This is a genomic window from Pseudomonas putida, from assembly GCF_030159595.1.
GTDB lineage: Bacteria > Pseudomonadota > Gammaproteobacteria > Pseudomonadales > Pseudomonadaceae > Aquipseudomonas > Aquipseudomonas putida_AC.
This window is the reverse complement of sequence record NZ_BSKJ01000014.1, coordinates 81,648-97,106: the sequence shown is the minus strand read 5'-3', so window position 1 is coordinate 97,106 and position 15,459 is coordinate 81,648. Positions and strand designations below refer to the sequence as shown.

General features: G+C 59.3%; 15 protein-coding genes. 10 read left to right on the top strand and 5 right to left on the bottom strand.

Annotated elements, in window-relative coordinates; genetic code table 11:
* Positions 1–2 precede the first annotated feature (2 nt).
* From QQL85_RS24635 to hcnC, 5 genes are all read left to right on the top strand, one after another.
* A complete protein-coding gene (locus QQL85_RS24635) occupies positions 3–779 on the top strand; it encodes a DeoR/GlpR family DNA-binding transcription regulator (protein ID WP_284356987.1) in 777 nt (258 codons plus the stop codon).
* Positions 780–782: 3 nt separating this feature from the next.
* Positions 783–2,618: a glutamine--fructose-6-phosphate transaminase (isomerizing) gene (gene glmS, locus QQL85_RS24630; protein ID WP_284356988.1), complete on the top strand. Its 1,836-nt coding sequence runs from the start codon at positions 783–785 to the stop codon at positions 2,616–2,618.
* A 160-nt stretch (positions 2,619–2,778) separates the two neighbouring features.
* The gene (gene hcnA / locus QQL85_RS24625; RefSeq protein WP_105947120.1) at positions 2,779–3,093 is read left to right on the top strand and encodes a cyanide-forming glycine dehydrogenase subunit HcnA; all 315 of its coding nucleotides are present in this window, start codon (positions 2,779–2,781) and stop codon (positions 3,091–3,093) included.
* On the top strand, positions 3,090–4,502 hold the full coding sequence (gene hcnB, locus QQL85_RS24620; protein WP_284356989.1) for a cyanide-forming glycine dehydrogenase subunit HcnB: 1,413 nt from the start codon (positions 3,090–3,092) through the stop codon (positions 4,500–4,502). The genes hcnA and hcnB overlap by 4 nt, the downstream gene beginning before the upstream one ends.
* Positions 4,486–5,706 (top strand): cyanide-forming glycine dehydrogenase subunit HcnC, encoded by a 1,221-nt coding sequence (gene hcnC, locus QQL85_RS24615; protein ID WP_105947122.1) that lies wholly within the window; start codon positions 4,486–4,488, stop codon positions 5,704–5,706. The genes hcnB and hcnC overlap by 17 nt, the downstream gene beginning before the upstream one ends.
* Positions 5,707–5,792: 86 nt before the next feature.
* On the opposite strand, the gene lpdA is transcribed toward hcnC, so the two are convergent.
* Entirely contained in the window at positions 5,793–7,193 is a 1,401-nt protein-coding gene (lpdA, locus tag QQL85_RS24610) for a dihydrolipoyl dehydrogenase (protein WP_284356990.1), read from the bottom strand.
* A gap of 207 nt (positions 7,194–7,400) precedes the next feature.
* Here lpdA and cfaB point away from each other — a divergent pair, with 207 nt between their 5' ends.
* Positions 7,401–8,585 (top strand): C17 cyclopropane fatty acid synthase CfaB, encoded by a 1,185-nt coding sequence (gene cfaB / locus QQL85_RS24605; protein ID WP_284356991.1) that lies wholly within the window; start codon positions 7,401–7,403, stop codon positions 8,583–8,585.
* A gap of 34 nt (positions 8,586–8,619) precedes the next feature.
* Here the strand turns inward: cfaB and cls are convergent, their stop codons facing one another.
* Complete coding sequence (gene cls, locus QQL85_RS24600) at positions 8,620–10,059, bottom strand: cardiolipin synthase (protein WP_284356992.1); 1,440 nt, start codon at positions 10,057–10,059, stop codon at positions 8,620–8,622.
* Positions 10,060–10,192: 133 nt separating this feature from the next.
* Here cls and QQL85_RS24595 point away from each other — a divergent pair, with 133 nt between their 5' ends.
* Positions 10,193–10,720: a DUF3617 domain-containing protein gene (locus QQL85_RS24595; protein ID WP_284356993.1), complete on the top strand. Its 528-nt coding sequence runs from the start codon at positions 10,193–10,195 to the stop codon at positions 10,718–10,720.
* Here QQL85_RS24595 and folE2 read toward each other — a convergent pair.
* Both folE2 and QQL85_RS24585 read right to left on the bottom strand, forming a co-directional pair.
* On the bottom strand, positions 10,704–11,609 hold the full coding sequence (folE2, locus tag QQL85_RS24590) for a GTP cyclohydrolase FolE2 (RefSeq protein WP_284356994.1): 906 nt from the start codon (positions 11,607–11,609) through the stop codon (positions 10,704–10,706). The genes QQL85_RS24595 and folE2 overlap by 17 nt on opposite strands.
* A gap of 25 nt (positions 11,610–11,634) precedes the next feature.
* Positions 11,635–12,015 (bottom strand): glutamine synthetase, encoded by a 381-nt coding sequence (locus QQL85_RS24585; protein WP_284356995.1) that lies wholly within the window; start codon positions 12,013–12,015, stop codon positions 11,635–11,637.
* Positions 12,016–12,130: 115 nt separating this feature from the next.
* Between QQL85_RS24585 and zigA the strand changes: the two genes are divergently transcribed.
* The 3 genes from zigA to QQL85_RS24570 are packed head-to-tail and all read left to right on the top strand — an operon-like array spanning position 12,131 to position 14,974.
* Positions 12,131–13,339: a zinc metallochaperone GTPase ZigA gene (zigA, locus tag QQL85_RS24580; RefSeq protein ID WP_284356996.1), complete on the top strand. Its 1,209-nt coding sequence runs from the start codon at positions 12,131–12,133 to the stop codon at positions 13,337–13,339.
* Positions 13,336–13,962 (top strand): DUF1826 domain-containing protein, encoded by a 627-nt coding sequence (locus tag QQL85_RS24575; RefSeq protein WP_284356997.1) that lies wholly within the window; start codon positions 13,336–13,338, stop codon positions 13,960–13,962. Before zigA ends, QQL85_RS24575 begins: the two co-directional genes overlap by 4 nt.
* A gap of 40 nt (positions 13,963–14,002) precedes the next feature.
* Complete coding sequence (locus tag QQL85_RS24570) at positions 14,003–14,974, top strand: CobW family GTP-binding protein (RefSeq protein WP_284356998.1); 972 nt, start codon at positions 14,003–14,005, stop codon at positions 14,972–14,974.
* Here QQL85_RS24570 and QQL85_RS24565 read toward each other — a convergent pair whose 3' ends face one another.
* The gene (locus tag QQL85_RS24565) at positions 14,975–15,367 is read right to left on the bottom strand and encodes a DUF3301 domain-containing protein (RefSeq protein WP_264363498.1); all 393 of its coding nucleotides are present in this window, start codon (positions 15,365–15,367) and stop codon (positions 14,975–14,977) included.
* Between the last annotated feature and the right edge of the window lie 92 nt (positions 15,368–15,459).

Genomic DNA, 15,459 nt, shown 5'->3' with positions numbered 1-15,459 from the left:
TCATGTCGAAACGTAACACTCCACAGCGGCGGCACAATATCCTTGCTTTGCTCAGTGAGCAGGGTGAGGTGAGTGTGGACGCCTTGGCCAAGCGTTTCGCAACCTCGGAAGTGACCATTCGCAAGGACCTCGCCGCCCTGGAAACCAACGGTCTGCTGCTACGCCGATACGGTGGTGCGGTGCCGGTGCCGCAAGAGCTGCTCGGTGAACCCGCCCAGCCTGTGTCTTCCTATAAGAAGGCCATTGCGCGCGCCGCTGTCGGGCGTATCCGCGAACATGCGCGCATCATCATCGACAGTGGCAGTACCACGGCAGCCATGATCCCCGAGTTGGGGCGCCAGCCAGGCTTGGTGGTGATGACCAATTCGCTGAATGTGGCCCGTGCCATCAGCGACCTTGAACACGAGCCGGTGCTGCTGATGACCGGTGGTACCTGGGACCCGCATTCCGAGTCGTTCCAAGGCCAGGTGGCCGAGCAGGTTTTGCGTTCTTACGATTTCGACCAGCTGTTTATCGGTGCCGATGGCATCGACCTCGGCCGGGGTACCACCACCTTCAATGAGCTGCTCGGGTTGAGCCGGGTCATGGCTGAAGTTGCCCGTGAAGTGATCGTGATGGTCGAGTCGGACAAGGTAGGGCGCAAGATCCCCAACCTCGAGCTGCCCTGGGGCAGCGTGCACACCCTTATTACAGACGAACGCCTGCCCGCAGCGGCACGCGAACAAATTCAAGCCCGCGGCATCAACCTGATCTGCGCCGCGATCAGCCAGGAGCAATAAAACATGTGTGGAATCGTTGGTGCCGTCGCCGAGCGCAATATCACAGCCATCTTGATCGAAGGTCTCAAGCGTCTTGAGTACCGCGGGTACGACAGCGCAGGCCTGGCCGTCCTTACTCAAAACGGTGAACTGCAGCGCCGCCGCCGTATCGGTAAGGTCAGTGAACTGCAAGCCGCTGTTGCTGCTGACCCGCTGGCTGGTCAGCTGGGCATCGCCCATACCCGTTGGGCTACCCACGGTGCGCCGACCGAAGGCAATGCACACCCGCACTTCTCGGGCAATGATGTGGCTGTGGTGCACAACGGCATCATCGAGAACCATGAAGAGCTGCGTGAAGAGCTGAAAGGCCTGGACTACGTCTTCACTTCGCAGACTGACACCGAAGTCATCGTCCACCTGATCCACCACACCCTGAAGAGCATTCCGGACCTGGCCGATGCCTTGAAAGCCGCCGTGAAGCGCCTTCATGGTGCCTATGGCCTGGCACTGATCAGCGCCAAGCAGCCTGACCGTCTGGTTGCTGCACGCAGCGGCAGCCCGCTGGTCATCGGCCTGGGCCTGGGTGAAAACTTCCTGGCGTCCGACCAGTTGGCCCTGCGTCAGGTCACCGACCGCTTCATGTACCTGGAAGAAGGTGACATCGCTGAAATCCGCCGTGACCAGGTCACCATCTGGGACCAGGATGGCCACAAGGTCCAGCGCGAAACCGTGCAGTACCATGAAGGCGCCGAAGCTGCCGACAAGGGTTCTTACCGCCACTTCATGCTCAAGGAAATCCACGAGCAGCCAAGCGTGGTGCAGCGCACCCTCGAAGGCCGCCTGGGCAAGGACAACGTGATGGTCCAGGCCTTTGGTCCTAAGGCTGCCGAACTGTTTGCCAAGGTGCGCAACGTGCAGATCGTTGCCTGCGGCACCAGCTATCACGCTGGCATGGTCGCGCGTTACTGGCTGGAAAGCCTGGCCGGTATCCCGTGCCAGGTGGAAGTGGCCAGCGAGTTCCGTTACCGCAAGGTGGTGGTACAACCGGACACCCTGTTCGTCTCCATCTCGCAGTCCGGTGAAACCGCCGATACCTTGGCCGCACTGCGCAACGCCAAAGAGCTGGGTTTCCTCGGCAGCCTGGCAATTTGCAACGTGGGCATCAGCTCGCTGGTGCGTGAGTCGGACCTGACCCTGTTGACCTTGGCCGGCCCGGAAATCGGCGTGGCCTCGACCAAAGCCTTCACCACCCAGCTGGTGTCACTGATGCTGCTGACTTTGGCCCTTGGCCAGGTGCGCGGTACTTTGGAAGCGGGTGTCGAAGCCGAGCTGGTTGAAGAACTGCGTCGCTTGCCGACCCGTCTGGGCGAAGCGCTGGCCATGGATGCCACGGTCGAGAAAATCGCTGAGTTGTTCGCCGACAAGCACCACACCCTGTTCCTCGGCCGTGGTGCACAGTACCCGGTGGCGATGGAAGGTGCGCTGAAGCTCAAGGAGATTTCCTACATCCACGCCGAAGCCTACCCGGCAGGCGAGCTGAAGCACGGCCCGCTGGCACTGGTGGACAACGACATGCCGGTGGTTACCGTTGCGCCGAACAACGAACTGCTGGAGAAGTTGAAGTCCAACCTGCAGGAAGTGCGTGCCCGTGGTGGCGAGTTGGTGGTGTTCGCCGACGAGCAGGCTGGCATGACCAATGGTGAAGGCACTCATGTGATCAAGGTGCCGCACATCGCCGATGCGCTGGCGCCGATCCTGTACACCATTCCACTGCAGCTGCTGTCGTACTATGTGGCCGTGCTCAAGGGCACCGACGTGGACCAGCCGCGTAACTTGGCCAAGTCGGTGACGGTCGAGTAAGTAGCCGTCATTTGCTGGTTAAAAGCCCTCCACATGGAGGGCTTTTTTCTTTCTGAATATTAGGAAATAGCTCACCAGAACATCCGATCCAGATCATGTTTCACAATCGATGGCTGCACTAACTTGACCGCTCTGATCCTGATCTTGAGTGGTATGAGTGATGCAAGAACATCAACGCAAATACGACATCCAGCCCATCGCGCAAGGGCAACTGACCCTGTATCTGAATGACCGGGCTGTCGCTGCTGCTGCTGGCGAAACTGTCCTGAGCGTGATGAATGCCGTGGGGCTGCGCCAGCTTGCCCGCAATGATCACGGCCAGCTTTCTGGCTCGTACTGCGGCATGGGGGTTTGTCATTGTTGCCTGGTTGCCATCGACGGTAAGCCTAAGCGACGTGCCTGCCAGACACTGGTGCGCGACGGCATGCGTATCGAGACCGAGGTCAACCGGGTCTGTCAGGGGCAACCGTCATGAGCCAACGCCCGATCATTGTCGGAGGTGGGCCCGCCGGGATGGCGGCGGCCATTGAACTGGCCAAGTATCGTGTACCCAGCGTGTTGTTCGATGAGGCGTCCCGTACAGGTGGCGTTGTCTACAGAGGGCCGCTGCGTGACGGGGTGAACCTGGACTACCTGGGCAGCCGATACCGAAATGCTCTCCACCAGTTGCATGAGGATTTTGCCGGCTGCGCGCAATGGATAGAGACGCGTTTGCACAGCCGTATTGTCGGAGGCGATGACAGCCGATTGATGGCGCTCGATGCCGATGACAAGTTGCACGAAGTCGAATACAAGCATTTGCTGCTAGCGGCCGGGTGCCATGAACGCAGTGTACCTTTCCCGGGGTGGACCCTGCCCGGCGTGATCCTGCTGGGTGGCCTGCAACTGCAAATAAAGAGTGGTGTTGTGAAACCGCTGGGCAGGACCTTGATTGCGGGTACCGGTCCTTTGCTGCCCCTGGTCGCCTGCCAGTTACATGCTGCAGGTGCCGAGGTCGCCGGCGTTTACGAGGCATGTGGCTTCAACCGGATGGCCAAGGAAAGCCTGGCCCTGATGAACAAGCCGCAACTGTTTCTCCAGGGCTTGAGCCTGCTTGCCTACATGAAGCTGCACGGTATTGCCATGCACTACGGCTGGGGTGTGGTAAGGGCCGCAGGAGGGGCAGAGCTGGGCGAAGTGCAACTGGCGCCTTACGACCAGCAATGGCAAGCCGACCTGGGCCGCGTACGCTGCGAGACCGTAGAGATACTCGCCGTCGGCTATGGGTTCATCCCGCGCACCCAGCTCAGCCAACAGCTGGGGCTGGCGCATACCTACAGTGAGGACGGCTACCTGCGCGCTGAATGCAATACCTGGCAGCAGAGCAGTGTCCCCCATATCCATGTAGCCGGCGACATGGCTGGCATTTGCGGGGGAGAAGCCGGGTTACTGACCGGGCGCATTGCTGCATTGTCCATTTTGCAGCAGATGGGTGTGCTCGATAGCAAACAAGCCCAGCGCAAGCGGGAATGCTACGAGGGCAAGCTGGCGACTATTCGACGTTTCAGGGCCGGCGTGGAACGTTACACCGCCCGTGGCACGCTGCAACTCGAATTGCCTGAGGCCGACACCGTTATCTGCCGTTGCGAACATGTGACGCGCAGTGCCATCGACCTGGCCCTGGAGCAAGGCGTGCCTGATATGGCCAGCCTGAAGATGCGCACCCGGGTGAGCATGGGCGACTGCCAAGGGCGCATGTGTGTCGGTTATTGCAGCGATCGCCTGCGGGCCTCCACTGGCCGGCAGGATGTGGGTTGGCTACGCCCACGCTTTCCCATCGACCCGATCCCGTTCTCAGCGTTCGAGAACCTGCACAAGGAGGCTGAACATGAACAGGACTTATGACATCGTCATTGCTGGCGGCGGCGTTATCGGCGCTTCCTGTGCTTATCAATTGTCCAGGCGCGGCAATCTGCGGATTGCCCTGATCGATGCCAAACGCCCGGGCAATGCAACCCGTGCTTCCGCGGGTGGTTTATGGGCCATCGGCGAGTCGGTGGGGCTGGGCTGTGGGGTGATCTTCTTCCGCATGATGTCCTCACGCGCCAAGCGTGAAGCCAAGGGCGCTGCGGTCGCGGTTGATGCCTCTACGCCGCATATCCTGCCGCAGTGTTTCTTCGACTTTGCCTTGCAGTCCAACGCACTTTATCCACAGCTGCACCAGGAACTGATCGAGCGTCACGGGATGGATTTCAAGTTCGAGCGGACCGGCTTGAAGTACATCATCCAGGATGAAGAGGACCAGCTGTATGCCGAGCACATCGTTTCGCACATTCCACATCTGGCCGACCAGGTGCGCTGGCTGGGGCAGCAGGAACTGCGAGAGACGGAGCCGGCGGTAACTGCAAAAGCCAAAGGGGCGCTGGAGTTTCTTTGCGATCATCAGGTAAGCCCGTTCCGGCTGGGCGACGCGTACCTGGAAGCGGCGCGGCAAAACGGTGTAGATCTTTACCTGAACACCAATGTCACGGGTGTGATGCATGTTGGTGATCGCATCAAAGGCGTGAACACCGACACGGCGGGGGATATTCACTGCCACAGCCTGATCAATGCTGCTGGCGCCTGGGCCGCCGACTTGAGCCAGTGGGCGACCGGCAAAACCATCCCGGTGACGCCGGTGAAAGGGCAGATCGTACTGACCGAGCGCTTGCCCAAACTGCTCAACGGTTGCCTGACCACCAGTGACTGCTACCTGGCGCAGAAGGACAACGGCGAGATCCTGATTGGTAGCACCACCGAGGATAAAGGGTTCGATGTCAGCAACACCTTCCCGGAGATCAGCACGCTGGTGCAAGGTGCGGTGCGCTGTTTACCCGAGCTTGCCGAGGTGAACCTCAAGCGAACCTGGGCAGGCTTGCGCCCAGGTTCCCCCGATGAACTGCCGATCCTTGGCCCGGTGAGCGGAGTCGAGGGGTACTTCAATGCCTGTGGGCATTTCCGTACCGGGATACTGACGTCGGCAATCACCGGTGTGATGCTGGACAAGGTCATTCACAACGAAACCCTGCCGCTGGATATCTCGCCATTCCTGGCATCCAGGTTTGCCTGACAGGTAAAGTCGCAGGCGTTTGAAATGCCCGTTTCGCAGCTTGAGGCCCATCCTGGTGAATGGCCTTTGGCTGCGAAGGGGGGCTGTCAGATCTGCATCGCCATGCCGTCCACATTCATCGCTGCCTGGCGCAATGCCTCGGAGCGGGTAGGGTGGGGGTGGCAGGTGAGGGCGATATCTTCTGCCGAGGCCGAGAACTCCATGGCCACGCAGAACTCACCGATCATCTCGCTGACGCTTGGGCCCACCAGGTGCACACCCAGTACTTCATCGGTTTGGGCATCGGCGATGACTTTGGCGAAGCCTTCGGTCTCGTGGTTGATCTTGGCGCGGCTGTTGGCGGTGAAGGGGAACTTGCCGACCTTGTAGGCACGCCCTTCGGCTTTGAGCTGCTCTTCGGTCTTGCCCACTGTCGCCAGTTCCGGCTTGGTATAGATCACGCCAGGGATGAGGTTATAGTTGACCTCGTGGGGCTTGCCGGCGATACGTTCGATACAGGCCACTGCTTCATCTTCGGCCTTGTGTGCGAGCATCGGGCCGGAAGTGACGTCGCCGATTACCCAGATACCCGGCACTGAGGTGAGGTGATGCTGGTTTTCGAGCATGCCGCGCTTGTCGGTTGCCAGGCCTACGCTTTCCAGGTTCAGCCCTTTGGTATAAGGGCGGCGGCCGATAGCCACCAGCACATAATCGGCCTGCAGCGATTCTGCCGTGCCACCGGTGGCAGGTTCCAGCGTCAGGCTCACGCCGTCGGCACTGGCGGTGGCCTGGGTCACTTTGCTGCCCAGCTTGAATACCATGCCTTGCTTGGCCAGTGCCTTCTGCAGGGTCTTGGCGGTTTCCGTGTCGGTGCCCGGGCAGATACGGTCGAGGTATTCGATGACCGTGACCTGGCTACCCAGGCGACGCCAGACCGAACCCAGCTCAAGGCCGATCACACCGGCACCGATGACGACTAGGTGTTTGGGCACTTGCGGCAGCGATAGCGCGCCGGTGGAGTCGATGATGCGCTGGTTGTCGATGGTCACGCCTGGCAGAGGGGTGGGTTCGGAGCCGGTGGCAATGACGATGTCCTTGGCCTGCAGCGTGGTTTCGCTGCCGTCTTCGGCCTTGACCACGACCTTGCCGATGCCGTCCAGACGGCCCCAGCCTTTGATCCAGTCGACCTTGTTCTTGCGGAACAGGTATTCGATGCCCTTGGTCAGGCCGGTCACGCTCTCGTCCTTCTGTTTCATCATCTGGGCGAGGTTGAGGGTGGGTTTGACTTCAATACCGAGGTGGGCGAACTCGTCACCGCTGGCGGCCTCGTACAGTTCGGAGGCATGCAGCAGTGCTTTGGAGGGCATGCAGCCCACGTTCAGGCAAGTGCCGCCCAAGGTCGGGCGGCCTTCTACACAAGCGACGCTCAGGCCCAGCTGGCCAGCGCGGATGGCTGCGTTGTAGCCGCCAGGGCCACCGCCGATGATCACCACGTCATAGGATTTCATGGGTTCAACTCCAGGATGAAGAAGCGCGAGAGGGGCACAAGGTTAAGCTGAGAACTTAAAATTGTATACAATGTGCTGTGTGTATAAGATCGGTTGGTTCTAGACCATGGTCTGGTTTAGAGGAAACCTCCCACCAATGAACTACTCTGATCCGGCGGCGCTCGAAATATCAGGCGTTGTGGCCAAATACGGACAGGAGGGTCGTTCATGCTTGCGCAACTTCCACCGGCACTTCAAAGCCTGCATCTGCCGCTACGGCTGAAACTGTGGGACGGTAACCAGTTCGATCTGGGGCCTAGCCCGCAGGTGACCATCCTGGTCAAGGAGCCACAGCTGATCAGCCAGTTGACCCATCCGACCTTGGAGCAGCTGGGTACCGCTTTCGTTGAAGGCAAGCTGGAACTGGAAGGCGATATTGGTGAAGCCATCCGCGTGTGCGATGAGCTGAGCGAAGCACTGCTGGTTGACGAGGATGATGCACCACCGCCACGGCACGCCCACGACAAAAGCACTGACGCCGAAGCCATCTCCTACCACTATGATGTTTCCAATGCCTTCTACCAGCTGTGGCTGGATCAGGACATGGCCTATTCGTGCGCTTACTTCCGCGAGCCGGATAACACGCTCGATCAAGCGCAGCAGGACAAGTTCGATCATTTGTGCCGCAAGTTGCGCCTGAATGCCGGTGACTACCTACTAGACGTTGGATGTGGTTGGGGAGGGCTTGCGCGCTTTGCTGCACGCGAATATGACGCCAAGGTGTTTGGCATCACCTTGAGCAAGGAGCAGCTCAAGCTTGGCCGGCAGCGCGTCAAGGCCGAAGGCTTGACCGACAAAGTCGACCTGCAGATTCTTGATTATCGCGACTTGCCTGAAGATGGTCGCTTCGACAAAGTTGTCAGCGTTGGCATGTTTGAGCATGTCGGGCATGCCAACCTGGCGCTGTATTGCCAGAAATTGTTCGGTGCGGTCAGGGAAGGGGGGCTGGTGATGAACCACGGTATCACCGCCAAACACATCGATGGCCGTCCGGTCGGGCGGGGTGCAGGTGAGTTCATCGACCGTTATGTGTTCCCCCATGGCGAGCTACCACACCTGTCGATGATCAGCGCCAGCATCTGTGAGTCGGGGCTGGAGGTGGTAGACGTGGAAAGCCTGCGTTTGCACTACGCCAAGACCTTGCACCACTGGAGCGCAAACCTGGAGAACCAGTTGCACAAAGCAGCGGCGCTGGTGCCGGAGAAGACGCTGCGTATCTGGCGCCTGTACCTGGCGGGGTGTGCCTACGCCTTTGAGAAGGGCTGGATCAACCTGCACCAGATATTGGCAGTGAAGCCTTATGCGGATGGCCACCACGACTTGCCATGGACGCGGGAAGACATGTATCGCTAAACCTCATGGCCGCCTCTGCAAGTGGGGCGGCCTCTCACAGGATCGGTGAAATCAGCCGTGCAATCCGCATCCCCAATTGCTGCAGTCGATGAGTGTCGAGGCTGTCCTCTGCAGTAATTTCCCGCGACTGTTCAAAGTCATTGATCAGCATGTGCTCGACCTGGTCGGCGAAGCTGCGGTCGACGGTCAGCAGGGTGATCTCGAAATTCAGACGGAATGAGCGGTTGTCCAGGTTGGCACTGCCGATCGCGCTCACATCATCATCCACCAGCACCACTTTCTGATGCAGAAAGCCTGGTTGGTAGCGGAACATGCGCACACCTGCGCGCACCGCTTCGAAGGCGAATAGACTGGAGGCGGCATAGACGATGCGGTGGTCTGGCCGTGATGGAATCAGCACTCTAACATCGACGCCGCGAAGTACTGCCAGACGCAAGGCGGCGAACACTGCCTCATCAGGGATGAAGTAGGGGCTGGTGATCCACACCCTGCGGGTGGCGGAATGGATCGCTTCGAGGAAGAACAGCGAGCAGGTTTCCTGCGGGTCGGCTGGGCCGCTGGCCAAGGCCTGGCACAGCACGCCGTTATCCGGGTAGGCATCCGGCAGGATCAGCGGCGGTAGCTGGCGCGTGGCCCAATACCAATCCTCGGCGAACGACTCCTGCAGGCAGGCCAGCACCGGCCCGCTGATCTGCACATGAGTGTCGCGCCAGGGGGAGAGCTGAGGATGCTCACCCAGGTATTCGTCCCCCACGTTGTGGCCGCCGATAAAACCGAGCAGGCCATCCACCACCACAATCTTGCGATGATTACGGAAATTCACCTGGAAGCGGTTGAACCAGCCGCGGCGGGTGGCGAAGGCATGGATCTGCACACCACCGTCACGCAGTTGCTGGCTGTAGCTGGCCGGCAAAGCATGGCTGCCGACTCGATCATAGAGCACGAAAACCTGCACCCCTTCGGCGGCCTTTCGCAACAGCAGTTGCTGTAATGCCTTGCCTAGGGTGTCGTCATGGATGATGAAGAACTGCACCAACACCACGTCGTGGGCTTTGTCGATGGCGGCGAAAATGGCATCGAACGTGGCTTTTCCATCGATCAGCAATTTCACCTGGTTGTTCGCCAGGCAGGGCATTCGTCCCAGCTTGGGCATGGCGCGCAGGGCTGCGTAGCTCTCTGACTCACGGGCAGTAAGGGCCTCTTCCACCCAGGGCCGCCAGTTGAGATTGGCCATGGCCACATGCATTTCCTGGTTGGCCTGGCGCCTGGCCTTGATGTAGGCATAGAACGAGCGGGCGCCGAAAACCAGATAGGGAATCAAGGTGAGGTAGGGGATGAAGAACAAGGGCATGGCCCAGGCAATGGCGCCTTGGGCTGTTCGCACGGTGAACAGCGCGTGCAGTGCGGCGCCGATACCCAGCAGATGAATCAGGCCGAGTAGGTAACCAAAGAAGTAGGGGCTGTGGTAATCCATATGCATCCTGCTTGCCGAGTACACTTGAGCTAACAAAACACGTTCCCGGTCCGCCTTGCAACCCACAGGTGGATTTGGCGTCTAAGGCTCAGTCCGGCCCGCTTGGCCGGCTATTTTCCAGGAGCGTTCGTCCATGAAGATTCGTCTGCCACTGTTGGCGTTGGCCCTAGCTATGAGCAGCCCGCTGGTGCATGCCCAAGTGCTGCAACCAGGTTTGTGGGAGCTGACCACCAGCAACATGCAGGTCGATGGCAAGCCGTTACCCGACATGCAGTTCATGCTCGGTCAGTTGAAAAACCTCCCGCCAGAGCAGCGCGCCATGATGGAGGGGGTGTTGGCCAAACAAGGGGTGACTGTCGGTGGCAATGGCGTACGTTCTTGCCTGACGCCAGAGCAGGTGGCAACCAACGATATCCCGTTGCAGGACCCGAAGTCAGGTTGCACCCAAAAGATTACCGACCGTACCGGTAACGTATGGAAGTTCCAGTTCAGCTGCCCCAAGGCACAGGGCACTGGCCAGGCCACCTTCCTCAGCGACCGGGAATTCACTACTCAGGTCAGTGGTACGTTCAACGCTTCGGGTGTGCAGCAGCAAGGCAGCATGAATACCCGTGCGGTGTGGCTGGGAAATGACTGTGGTTCGGTCAAACCGCGCAGCTGACGTCCCATTGCCATTGGCTGGTGGCAACTGCGTCGTGGGCATGCAGGCTTTCTGCATGTTCCACGCGTAGCTTGAAGGCCGTGCTCCATTCCATTTGCCGTAGTGCCTTGTGCAGGCGTCGTGCGGCGTCTTCGCAGAACATCAGGTTTTGCCCGTTGGCCAATGCGAAGGCTTGTTCGTCCGCACGTTTCACCGCGGTCTGCACAGCGGTCCCCAAGCTTGTCTCAATGCCGTTAATCAATTCGGTGATGGGCAAAGCGTGCTGATTGCTGCGCAACCGTACCTGGATTTGCGCGGTACTTCGTTGGCTGTGCGGCGTTGCCACAATCCCCTCGGCGCTACCAAGCCACTGCAGCACTGCAGATTTTCCGACCTGCTCCTCGCTGAAGTCGTCCAGGAACTGCTGCTGAATCAGCTGCCGTGCAAGTGCAGCCGAGCATGGACAGGTCGAGGAGTAAGGAACGGAAACAGATAGTTCCACGTGGAACATTTCATTTTCTATCCTTGCATCGACCGTTACGGCATAGCTTTTCCAGCCTGCCAATGGGCTGATCAACGCCGGCCGTTTCAGCAGGTGCTCGAAGTTGAGGCGCAGGTAGGCCGCAGAGGAAATTCCTTCATGGCTGCTCAGGAAATCAGCCAGTAGCTGCCTGATTGCCAGCGGCGTGAGGGGCTGGTGCTCCAATGACTCCAGGGCAAGGTAAAGCCGCGACATATGGATGCCGCGTGAACTGCTGTCCACCAGGCTTACCCCGGCATCCACTTTGGCAGCTGCAGTGCGTCCTTCGAATTGCACAGGCACGGCAATCCCGCACATGCCCACCCAGTTCAAAGGCAAGGTGTACTCCAGGGTTTGTGCAGCGATATCGGGGAGCTTGAGCTGGGTCATCTGGCTTTCCAAACAAAAAGGGGCATCAGTGGCAACCGCCGATCAAGCTGCAATGCAGGTTGAAGCGCTGCCCGCTGGAACTGGATACGCGGTTCAAGGTGGTCCAGCCAACGCGACGGCTGTAACCCACCCAGGCTTCGCCATCGCTGGCCAGGCCGGTGAAAAAGGTCAACGTGCCATAGCGGCTGTTCGTTTGTGACCACAGGCGCCGGCTGCTGAAGTCGTAACCGCGCAGGTAGAACGTGCTGCCTGCGCTGCGCACGCTGTAGTAACTGCCCTTGCCGTCTTGGCAGGCAAGCAGTGTCGCGCTGCGTGTACACACCGCCAACGTGCTGCTCTTTGGCATGGCGAACAGCGAAGTGGGCATGGTGAGCAACAGCAACACCATGGCGCATGGCAGATTCATTTTTCATCCCCGGTGAGTACTCGTCCGTCGAGAACGGCTTGGCGAAATTGTATTGTTACTTTATAACATTGTGCAATGCATCGTTTCGAATGCGCTCGCCTGAAGAGGTTTCGCCATGTCCAACCGTCTCCCCGTCACCGTGCTGTCCGGCTTCCTTGGCGCCGGCAAGAGCACTTTGCTTAACCATGTGCTGCGTAACCGCGACAACCTGCGGGTCGCGGTCATCGTCAACGATATGAGTGAAATCAACATCGACGCCAGCGAGGTGCAGCGCAACGTCAGCCTCAACCGCGCTGAAGAGAAACTGGTCGAGATGAGCAACGGCTGCATTTGCTGCACACTGCGTGAAGACCTGCTCGAAGAGGTGGCGCGGTTGGCCGAAGAAGGGCGCTTCGATTATTTGCTCATTGAGTCCACCGGTATTTCGGAGCCACTGCCGGTGGCAGAGACATTCACCTTCCGCGACGAACAGGGCCGTAGTCTGTCCGACATGGCGCGCCTGGATACCATGGTTACCGTGGTCGATGGCTTGAACTTCTTGCACGACTACCAGGCAGCAGACAGCCTGGCCAGCCGTGGTGAAACCTTGGGCGAGGAAGACGAGCGGTCGATCAGTGACCTGCTGATCGAGCAGGTCGAGTTCGCCGATGTGCTGCTGCTGAGCAAGATCGACCTGATCAGCCAGCATGAGCGCGAAGAACTCATCGCCATTTTGCGCAGCCTCAATGCACGGGCGCAGATCGTGCCTATGGTCATGGGCCAGGTGCCGCTGGCGCGTATTCTCGACACCGGCCTGTTCGACTTCGACCTGGCAGCCCAGGCACCGGGCTGGCTGCAGGAGCTGCGCGGTGAACATGTGCCGGAAACTGAAGAGTACGGTATCGCGGCCATGACCTGGCAGGCCAGACGGCCGCTTCATCCACAGCGCTTTTTCGACTTTATCCACACCCACTGGAGCAATGGGCGGCTGCTGCGTTCCAAAGGGTTTTTCTGGTTGGCCAGCAAGTACCAGGAAGCTGGTAGCTGGTCGCAGGCGGGCGGAATGATGCGCCATGGTCTGGCTGGCCGCTGGTGGCGTTTCGTGCCCCGCGAGCAGTGGCCGCAGGATGTGGATAACACTGGCGCGATCCTGAAACACTGGACTGCCGAGACCGGTGATTGCCGCCAGGAGTTGGTGTTCATCGGGCAGAACATCGACTTCGAAAAATTATCCACAGACCTTGATGCATGCCTGTTGACGGACCAGGAAATGGACGTGGGCCACCTGGGCTGGTTGCGCTTTCCCGACCCGTTCGGCCCGTGGCACGAGGAGGTGGCGGCATGAGCCTGTCACATCGGTCTGTGGATATCTTTCAGGTCTTCGGCGAAAACCCGCAAGTGCTGACCGAAGTACTGCAGGATGGTGTGAACCTGGCCGTTTGGCGCCGACGCCTGCCAGCACAGTTGGAAGACTTTGCTGAACTGTTGATAAGTCTTGGTCAGCCCCTGGCTGATCAGCGGGTAATCGATGTGGACGAGCAGCAAACACCCGTATTGCCCGATCTGATGCGTGAAGCAGCGGATTTACAAGGCTACGAGGCCTTCGTTGCCGATGTGACCTGGCTGGTAGCCGCATACACCTGCCTGGTTGGCGCACGGCGGGTTGGTTTGCGTCTGCGGGTATTGGCTGGCCCCATGTGCCCGCGCTTCCATGTGGATAACGTGCCGTTGCGGTTGCTCACCACTTACGCAGGCCCTGGGAGCGAGTGGTTGCGAGAGCGGGAAAGCCCGCGCGGGGAGTTACACACAGCACAATCTCCTGTGGATAACATTCAGCATCTGCACGCTGGCGAAGTGGCTGTACTCAAGGGCGAGAAGTGGCAGGGTAACGAAGGTGCAGGGCTGGTGCATCGTTCGCCTTCGGGCCAGCAGGGGCGCCTGCTGCTCAGCCTTGACTGGCTTGCCTGACGGCGCATAGTGAGGCATCACCACCGTTTGAAGCCATTCCATGTTGCAGAACATCCCCACCCATGTGATTGCCGGCCCGCTGGGTGCTGGCAAGACCACCCTGATCCGTCATCTGCTGGCCCAGCGGCCAGCCAATGAACGCTGGGCTGTATTGATCAATGAGTTCGGCCTGGTAGGCCTGGATGCGGCCTTGCTTGGCCGTGACGAAGATGGCATTGCCATTGGCGAGGTCGCAGGCGGCTGCTTGTGCTGCGTCAATGGCATGCCTTTCCAGGTGGGCCTGGGTCGGCTGTTGCGCAAATCCCGGCCTGATCGGCTGTTTATCGAGCCATCCGGCCTCGGCCATCCGTTGCAGTTGCTTGCTCAACTGCGAAAGGCCCCTTGGGCTGGAGTGCTGACAATCAAGCCGTTTTTGATGGTTGTGGATGCGCAATCCATGGCACATAACCAGCCGCTTCCGGAGGCTCAACAGCAGGCATTCGATGCGTCTGAACGTGTGGTTTTCAACAAGTCAGAGGCTGTGGACGAAATATATAAGTTGTTGATAACTAATAAATTTAAAGATAAGAAAATCATCTGGGCGGTACAGGGGCAGGTGCCTTTATCAGGCCTTGATGGCGCACTCGAACAGATTGTCGACAGCCCATTTGAGGAAAACAAGATTGTCGACAATCTAGAAAGTGCCCCCGCAATATTGTGGACAGACCCCAGCCAGCCGATCTGTCTTGCCCGGCAGGGGGAGGGAGGTTGGAGTATTGGCTGGCGTTGGCACCCCGGCCAACAGTTTTATCCACAGCGGCTACAGGCGTTCTTGAGTGCCTGGCCCTGGCGGCGCGCCAAAGGTGTTATCCACAGCGTGGATGGCTGGCAATCATTCAACGGGCTGAATGGGGATATTCCCGCCTGGCAGCCCAGCGATTGGCGAAGGGACACCCGAATTGAGCTGATTTTCGATCAGCCGCAATCGCAACCCTCACTGCAAGCCGGGTTGAGCGAATGCTGCGTCAGCTGATCAGTTGCGCCAGCGATTGTGTTCCTGGCGCCACTGCTGCATCTCGATGACATTGTCGGTGCGTGGCGGGGTCTTGATTTCGAACGGGTAGGGCGCCAGCTCGATCTGCACGCTGTGCGCGCCGAACTGGGTCACGGTACCGGGGTGGCGTTGCTCGCCGGTGACAGTGAACTCGAAGGCATAGATGCGTGCCAGGCGCTTGCGGCCATTGGCATCACGGACAAAGGCGATGCGCTTGAGTGCGACGGCATCGTCGAGCAGCTCGAGGTCAAGCTTGGCGCAATGCTGTTTGACCCGTTCCAGGGCTTTTTCGCGCAACCCATGGTTGTGCCACAACCAGCCGCCTGCCGTGGCTACCAGCATCAGGACAAAGACGTTCTCCAGGGTCAACATTTGCATATGCTCCAAACAGGTAGATCCAGCTTAACTGCGTCCCTGGCCTGTCGTACAGGTGGCAATCGAGTTCATACTGCGTTGCGCACAAT

Coding starts and splice junctions, on each gene's coding strand:
- QQL85_RS24635 (WP_284356987.1), top strand. CDS start 3: ATGTCGAAACGTAACACTCCACAGCGGCGGCACAATATCCTTGCTTTG.
- glmS (WP_284356988.1), top strand. CDS start 783: ATGTGTGGAATCGTTGGTGCCGTCGCCGAGCGCAATATCACAGCCATC.
- hcnA (WP_105947120.1), top strand. CDS start 2,779: ATGCAAGAACATCAACGCAAATACGACATCCAGCCCATCGCGCAAGGG.
- hcnB (WP_284356989.1), top strand. CDS start 3,090: ATGAGCCAACGCCCGATCATTGTCGGAGGTGGGCCCGCCGGGATGGCG.
- hcnC (WP_105947122.1), top strand. CDS start 4,486: ATGAACAGGACTTATGACATCGTCATTGCTGGCGGCGGCGTTATCGGC.
- lpdA (WP_284356990.1), bottom strand. CDS start 7,193: ATGAAATCCTATGACGTGGTGATCATCGGCGGTGGCCCTGGCGGCTAC.
- cfaB (WP_284356991.1), top strand. CDS start 7,401: ATGCTTGCGCAACTTCCACCGGCACTTCAAAGCCTGCATCTGCCGCTA.
- cls (WP_284356992.1), bottom strand. CDS start 10,059: ATGGATTACCACAGCCCCTACTTCTTTGGTTACCTACTCGGCCTGATT.
- QQL85_RS24595 (WP_284356993.1), top strand. CDS start 10,193: ATGAAGATTCGTCTGCCACTGTTGGCGTTGGCCCTAGCTATGAGCAGC.
- folE2 (WP_284356994.1), bottom strand. CDS start 11,609: ATGACCCAGCTCAAGCTCCCCGATATCGCTGCACAAACCCTGGAGTAC.
- QQL85_RS24585 (WP_284356995.1), bottom strand. CDS start 12,015: ATGAATCTGCCATGCGCCATGGTGTTGCTGTTGCTCACCATGCCCACT.
- zigA (WP_284356996.1), top strand. CDS start 12,131: ATGTCCAACCGTCTCCCCGTCACCGTGCTGTCCGGCTTCCTTGGCGCC.
- QQL85_RS24575 (WP_284356997.1), top strand. CDS start 13,336: ATGAGCCTGTCACATCGGTCTGTGGATATCTTTCAGGTCTTCGGCGAA.
- QQL85_RS24570 (WP_284356998.1), top strand. CDS start 14,003: ATGTTGCAGAACATCCCCACCCATGTGATTGCCGGCCCGCTGGGTGCT.
- QQL85_RS24565 (WP_264363498.1), bottom strand. CDS start 15,367: ATGTTGACCCTGGAGAACGTCTTTGTCCTGATGCTGGTAGCCACGGCA.